The sequence below is a fragment of the Bifidobacterium vansinderenii genome (genome assembly GCF_002234915.1).
Lineage (GTDB): Bacteria > Actinomycetota > Actinomycetes > Actinomycetales > Bifidobacteriaceae > Galliscardovia > Galliscardovia vansinderenii.
The window spans coordinates 86,466-93,442 of record NZ_NEWD01000020.1 but is presented as its reverse complement, the minus strand read 5'-3'; the positions used below and the strand labels follow the sequence as shown (position 1 = coordinate 93,442).

Sequence of the window (6,977 nt, the reverse complement as noted above, 5' to 3'; positions counted from 1 at the left end):
TCCGTGACCAGCACGTCGGGCGAGGGGATGCGCGAGAACAGCGCAACGTAGGCCGCCTTCGACTCATGCGGGCACCACTGGGAACCCAGCACCTCGCCGCTTTCGCCGTCGACCGCCGTGATCAGGCACCAGCCGTGGCTCATGTACGTGCCGTCCGCCATCACCGTGTGATGCTTCACCGTGCACGGGGGAATCTCGGGCCGGATGTTCCAGCACCACGCTGTCCGCTTGCGCAATGCCCGCGCATCGCCGTGCGCGTCGCATGAGGACTGGGACGCGCGGCCGAGCAGCCAGCCGAGGAACGCGTCGAGCTGCCTGCCACGTTCCGCGTCCTGCTGACGCATGACCCCGGTCAGCGAACACGCGACGCACATCCACCGCTGGGTTCCCGCCCTCGTCCTGCCGTTCCGCTTCATCGCCGACCCGCACACGGGGCATTTCTTCGCCTTGCTGGATTTCGTCCTCATGCATCCAGCCCACCAGAGGAACGCCCCTATTTTTTCACGCGGAAAAATAACACCCCGACACGCCTACTGCCGTAAGGCCAAACCCGGAACATAAGCAACACTCTTGTTCCTATAGCCCGTGTTACGAACGCAGACGGTAGACTGGAGAAGTCTGTATTTTCTATGTCTTAGGGCCTTAAGGGGAACTTCATGAACAAGGCAATCATCACCGTCGTCGGACAGGATACGGTCGGCATCATCGCCCGCGTCTGCACCTACCTGTCGAAGCACCACGTGAACGTGCTCGACATCTCCCAGACCATCATCGACGGCTTCTTCAACATGATGATGATCGTCGACTACTCCCAGTCCGACAAGGACTTCAGCGCCATGGTCGGCAACCTCGAGGACCTCGGCGACGACATCGGCGTGCGCATCCGCTGCCAGCGCGAGGAGATCTTCACCAAGATGCACCGCGTCTGATCGCACGATCGAAGCGACACCGCATCCGCACGAACCGAAAGGATTTGCACACACCATGCTGAACATCATGGAGGTCCACGAGACCAATCAGATGATCGAGCAGGAGAAGCTCGACGTGCGCACGATCACGATGGGCATCAGCCTGCTCGACTGCGCGGCCGCCGACGTGGACACCGTCTGCGACAACATCTACAACAAGATCACCTCCTACGCCAAGGATCTGGTGAAGACCGGCGAGGAGATCAGTCGCGACTACGGCATCCCGATCGTCAACAAGCGCATCACCGTCACGCCGATCTCGCTCGTGGGCGCCAGCTCCTGCAAGACCAGCGACGACTTCGTGAAGATCGCGCACGCGCTCGACCGTGCGGCCAAGGAAGTGGGCGTCGACCTGATCGGCGGCTACTCCGCGCTCGTGTCCAAGGCCATGACCCCGGCCGAGGAGCTGCTCATCAAGTCGCTGCCCAAGGCACTGTCCGAAACCGATCTGGTGTGCTCGTCCGTGAACGTGGGCTCCACCAAGACCGGCATCGACATGAACGCCGTGGAACTGCTCGGCCACATCATCAAGGACACCGCCGAGCTGACGAAGGACAACGATTCCTACGGCTGCGTGAAGTTCGTGGCGTTCTGCAACGTGCCGGACGACAACCCGTTCATGGCCGGCGGCTTCCATGGCGTGACCGAAGGCGACGCAGTGATCAACGTAGGCGTGTCCGGTCCGGGCGTGGTCTCCCGAGCGCTGGACGCCGCGGTGGGACGTGACTTCGAATTCCTGTGCGAGACGATCAAGCGCACCGCATTCAAGATCACGCGAGTTGGTCAGCTGGTGGCACAGGAGGCGTCGCGTCGCCTCGGCATTCCGTTCGGCATCATCGACCTGTCGCTGGCGCCGACCCCGGCCGTGGGTGATTCGGTTGGTGAGGTGCTTGAGAAGATCGGCCTGGAGCAGGTGGGCGCGCCCGGCACCACCGCCGCATTGGCCATGCTCAACGATCAGGTGAAGAAGGGCGGCATCATGGCGTCCTCCTACGTCGGCGGCCTTTCGGGCGCGTTCATTCCGGTTTCCGAGGATAAGAACATGATCGACGCGGCCGGCAGCGGCTGCCTGACGATCGAGAAGCTCGAGGCCATGACCTGCGTGTGCTCGGTCGGTCTTGACATGATTGCCATCCCCGGCGACACGTCCGCGGCCACCATTTCCGGCATGATCGCCGACGAGGCAGCCATCGGCATGGTGAACCAGAAGACCACCGCCGTGCGCGTGATCCCCGTGGCGGGCAAGGGCGTGGGCGAGATGGCGAACTTCGGCGGTCTGATGGGCTACGCGCCGATCATGCCGGTGAACCAGACCAGCTGCGAGGCGTTCGTGACCCGCGGCGGACGCATCCCCGCCCCGATCCACAGCTTCAAGAACTGATTACCCTCAGGTTGAATCCCAGCGGCTCCCCTCAAGATTGAGGGGAGCTGTCCGCCGAATGGCGGACTGAGGGGAGCTGACCCGCACTCCAATCCCCCGTCACATCATCATTCGCCCAGCAATCCCCTCCTGCGCATATAGACGAAGTAATACGGCACCTCGAACAGCAGCATGGCGCTCCAGCCGATCGCGCAGGCGAAACTGATGCCGTACATGCCCAACGATCCGATCATCAGCCACGTGCACACCGCACGCAACGACGCCTGAATGAACGTGGAGATCAGCGTGACCGACATGTTGCCCATGCCTCGGAAGAATCCCTGAATGCCGTTCGTGAACGACGGGAATAGATAGAACAGCGCCATCGTGGTCAGGTACTGGCTGCCCAGATCGATCACGCGCGTCTGATCCGACGTGACGAACATGTGCATGATCGGTCGGTTGAACAGCAGCACAACCAGGCCGATGATCATCCAATACACGAATTCCAAACGCAGTCCGGCACGGAATCCGGGCCGAATATGCTCAGGCTTGTCGGCTCCACGATTCTGCGCCACATACGTGGTGATGCCGTGTGAAATGCTCTGCTGCGGGGTGAACGCGAAATCGTCGATGCGTGTGACGGCGTTGAACGCGGCGATCACGTCCACGCCCAGCGAATTCACCGCGCCTTGAATGATCAGTTTGGCGATCGGCTGCACCGACTGCTGCAGCGCGGTGACCGAACCGTACTTCCATGTCGTGCGTAGCAACGCGGTATCGATGCCGAACTCATCGCGGCGTATACGGAAGTCGGGCATGCGCACCACCATGAACACCGCGGTCATGACCATGGCGAGCCCCTGGGCCAGCACATCGGTGAACGCGGCCCAGTCGATGCCGAATCCGAGGAATCCGATGCAGATGAAGTCAAGCAGTCCGTTGATCACCAGCGCGATGCTGAGGAATACGAGCGGCGTGCGGGAGTCGCCGGCGCTTTTGAGCGCGGCCGCGAGCGCGTTGTAGCAGTAGGTGAACGGTACGCCGAGGAAGGTGATGCGCAGGTAGGTGCGGGTCTGGGCGAATGCGGCCGTGGGAACGTTGAGCACGCGCAGCAGTGGTGTGGTGAGCGCGAATCCGAGTGCGGCGACCGCGATCGAGAGGATCAGTCCGGCGATGATCGTGGTGGACATCTCGCGGCGGAATCGTGCGAGGTCTCGTGCGCCGAAGAATTCGCTCATGAGCACGCCTGCGCCCATGGTCAGGCCGGATATGCCGAGGATGAGCAGGTTCATGATCGGGCTTGCCATGCCGGTGGCGGCGAGCGCCTCCTTGCCGATGAACCGGCCGACGATGATGACGTCGAGTGCGTTATATGACAGTTGGAACACGTTGGTAAGCACGAGGGGCACCGCATAGTTCACCAGATGCGGGGTGGGTTTGCCTACCGTCATGTCGATCGTCGCCATGAATGCCTCGATTCGCTCTCGAACGGTTCGCGTCGTTTCTGACTCGCGCTGTTGTTTTGCCGTGCGACAGTGTAGGTCCGTTGGATACCGGCGGTTTCTCCGTTGCCCGGGATTGCCGGCCAGATACCCGGTATCATGCGCGGGGAATAGACACCGACGGCAATTCGCAGCGCGAAATACCCGAAATCGGCGATTCGCAGCGTCAAACGCCCGTCTCGGTATGGCTGCCGGGGGTGTTTCGTGCTGTGAATCGCCGATTTCGGGTGATTGGTGCTGTGAAAACGGGTTCGCCGGTCTGAACTGCTTTGCGTGCAGTCCAGGCCGGCGAAAGTTCGGAGTCGGAAGAGGCTTACGCCCCTAGGCGCGACGGCGGATCAGGCGGATCAGGCGTCGCGGGAGGAGCTGGGGGCGGCGTAGGCGGCGAGCGCGCGCGGGGCGTGGAAGCCGCGGGCCTCGAACTCGTCGGCGATCTTCTGCGCGACCTCTTCGGATCGACCGGCGTCGACGAGCGCGATGATGGAGCCGCCGAAGCCGCCGCCGGTCATGCGGGCACCGTAGGCGCCGTTGCGGCGGGCCACGTCCACGGCCACGTCGAGCTCGGGCACGGTGACCTCGTAGTCGACGGCGAGGGAGTCGTGGGAGGCGTTGAACAGGCGGCCGGCCTCTTCGATGTTGTTCTCGGCGAAGGCCTTGACGAATTCACGCACGCGTTCGATCTCAGTGACGACGTGGCGCACGCGCTTCTTCATGTTCTCGTTGGGCAGGGCGTCGAGCGTGTCCTGCAGCGCCTTGGCCGGGTCGTCGGATTCGCGGATGGCGTCGGCGGTCACGCGCAGGTTGGCCACGCCGAGGATTTCGGCGGCCTTCTCGCAGGTGGAGCGACGTTCGGCGTACTGGCCGTCATTGAGCTGGTGGGGCGCCTGGGTGTCGAGGGCGAGCAGTTCGAGCTTGTTGGCCTTGAGGTCGAACGGCTGCTGGGAGACATTCTCGAGCGGGGTGAGCTCGGGACGGCAGTCGAGCAGCAGGGCGTGGCCTTCGGTGCAGCGCATGGAGGCGTTCTGGTCGAGGCCGCCGGTGGAGGCGCCGGCCATTTCGTTCTCGGACTTGATGGCGGCGTTGATCAGGGTGACGCGGCCGGAGTCGGACTGTCCGTAGCCGAGGCCGTATACGTCGTCGAGGGCGAGTGCGGTGGAGCAGGTCATGGCTGCGGACGAGCTCAGGCCGCTGCCGAGCGGCACGCAAGAGACGAACGCGGCGTCGAATCCGCGCACGTTGAAGCCCTTTTCGCGCAGCGCCCAGGCCACGCCGACCGGGTAGGCGGCCCAGCCGTCGACGCCGCGGGCCTCGAGTCCGTCGAGGTCGGCGGTGGCGATGTCGTCGGGCTTGATGTCGGAGACGACGCGCACGGTGGTGTCAGTGCGCGGCTTGAGCGCGATGTAGGTGCGGTGCGGCAGGGCGATGGGCAGGCACAGGCCGGCGTTGTAGTCGGTGTGCTCGCCGATCAGGTTGACACGGCCGGGCGAGCTCCAGACGCCTTCGGGCGCTTCGCCGTAGGCGGCCTTGAACAGTTCGGTCGCGCGGGCGACGCCGTCCTCGGATTCGATCGGGGCGATGAATTCGACTTTCGCCATGGTGATGGTGTTCCTTCCTTGGATGGGTATGTGATCGCATGCGAATTCGAACGGCTTTGTCGTCGCACGCGATGTTGATTATTGTTAAGTTTTGTTCGATTATGGGAGATTATAGGGGCGGCGGTGAACATTCGACAATGCGTGTTGCGAGCAGGCTCCGCGCGGGCGGCTCCCCTCAGTCTGCTTCGCAGACAGCTCCCCTCAGAGAGGGGAGCCAAAGGTGGGTGCCAGCCGCGCGGACAGTTCCCCTCAGAGAGGAGAGCCAGAGAGCTACCACACGAGCCGAGGGACGCGCGTCAGTCTTCGATGTCGATGGGGCCGAGCTCGTGGAAGCGCTTGGCGATGAGCTCCGGCGTGGTGTCGGAGATCCAGGCGGCCATGCCCGACTCGGAGCCGGCAAGGTACTTGATCTTGTTGGCGGCGCGACGGAAGCTGAAGAACTGCAGGTTCAGACGGTAGTTCGCACGGCGCGGGTCGTGGATCGGGGCCTGGTGCCAGGCGGCGATGTACGGCAGGTCCATGCCCTTGCCGTCGCCCTTGTCGAAGAACGCGTTGCCGCGCTTGAGCAGCGTGGAGTACATCTGCGCCAGATCCCAGCGCTCCTGATCGTTGAGCTCGTCGATGGTGAGCACGTCGCGCACGGGGGCCACGTGCACCTCGAGGGGCCAGCGCGCGGCGGCCGGCACGTAGGCGACCCAGCTGTGGTTGCGCATGATCACGCGCTCCTCGGCCTCGAGCTCGGCGTTCATGAGATCCTTGAGCAGGTTGCCGCCGGTCTTCTCGTGGTAGGCCTCGGTCTGCTTGAGCTCCTTCTCCATCTTCGGGGCGATGAACGGGTAGCAGTACACCTGACCGTGCGGGTGGGCCAGGGAGACGCCGATCTCGGCACCGTGGTTCTCGAACGGGAAGATCTGCTCGATGCCGTCCATGGCGGAGATCTCGGCGGTGCGGAACGCCCACGCCTCAACGACCGTGCGCAGACGGGACACCGGCAGGTCGGCGGGCAGTCCATGCTCGTTCGGGTCGAAGCAGATGACCTCGCAGCGACCGGCGGCCATCTTCTTCTCCCACAGCGGGTTGCCGTCGACGAACGTGACGTCCTCGCTGCGGCCGGGCACGCGCACCATCGACGGGAAGCGGTTCTCGAACACGACCACGTTGTAGTCGGTATCCGGCACCTCGCCGTCCTGGTACGGATCACCGGGCTTGCGGGCGGCCAGCGGGTTGCCCTTGGCGGTGGCGCCCGGACCGGCGGTGATCGGTCGGTTCATACGGGCGGTGGCCATCGGGATCCAGTCACCGGTCAGCGGGTCGCGACGCATCTCGGGCGCGGCGTACGGCACTTCCTCGCCGGCGGCGTTGAGCTGGTTGCTGAAGCGGTACGGCAGGTCGCGCGGATCCTTCAGTTCACGCGTCTTGGCGCCGGAGACGTACTCCGGATCGTCGTCGAGGTAGAAGAAGTCACGTCCGTCGGCCAGCGTGGTCGGAGTGATGCGGATGTGCTTCTTTGCATATTCGCCAGGAACGTACTGCGCGAATTCGGTCATCA

6 protein-coding genes are annotated in these 6,977 nt (G+C 63.8%); 2 read left to right on the top strand and 4 right to left on the bottom strand.

Annotation, left to right across the window (positions count from 1 at the left end; genetic code table 11):
- Positions 1-467, bottom strand: a 467-nt coding sequence (locus tag Tam10B_RS07995; protein WP_456297851.1) for a transposase-like zinc-binding domain-containing protein, incomplete at its 3' end; no start/stop codon positions are given.
- Between the two features lie 189 nt (positions 468-656).
- Between Tam10B_RS07995 and Tam10B_RS07990 the strand changes: the two genes are divergently transcribed.
- Entirely contained in the window at positions 657-929 is a 273-nt protein-coding gene (locus Tam10B_RS07990) for an ACT domain-containing protein (protein ID WP_093960720.1), read from the top strand.
- Between the two features lie 55 nt (positions 930-984).
- On the top strand, positions 985-2,349 hold the full coding sequence (locus Tam10B_RS07985; RefSeq protein ID WP_093960719.1) for a PFL family protein: 1,365 nt from the start codon (positions 985-987) through the stop codon (positions 2,347-2,349).
- Positions 2,350-2,456: 107 nt separating this feature from the next.
- Here the strand turns inward: Tam10B_RS07985 and Tam10B_RS07980 are convergent, their stop codons facing one another.
- The 3 genes from Tam10B_RS07980 to galT all read right to left on the bottom strand — a co-directional run bounded on the left by Tam10B_RS07980 (position 2,457) and on the right by galT (position 6,975).
- Positions 2,457-3,797, bottom strand: coding sequence for an MATE family efflux transporter (locus Tam10B_RS07980; protein WP_093960718.1), 1,341 nt, complete (start codon positions 3,795-3,797; stop codon positions 2,457-2,459).
- 383 nt (positions 3,798-4,180) lie between these two features.
- Entirely contained in the window at positions 4,181-5,428 is a 1,248-nt protein-coding gene (gene galK / locus Tam10B_RS07975) for a galactokinase (protein ID WP_093960717.1), read from the bottom strand.
- A gap of 296 nt (positions 5,429-5,724) precedes the next feature.
- Positions 5,725-6,975, bottom strand: a complete 1,251-nt coding sequence (gene galT / locus Tam10B_RS07970) for a galactose-1-phosphate uridylyltransferase (protein ID WP_093960727.1) — start codon at positions 6,973-6,975, stop codon at positions 5,725-5,727.
- Between the last annotated feature and the right edge of the window lie 2 nt (positions 6,976-6,977).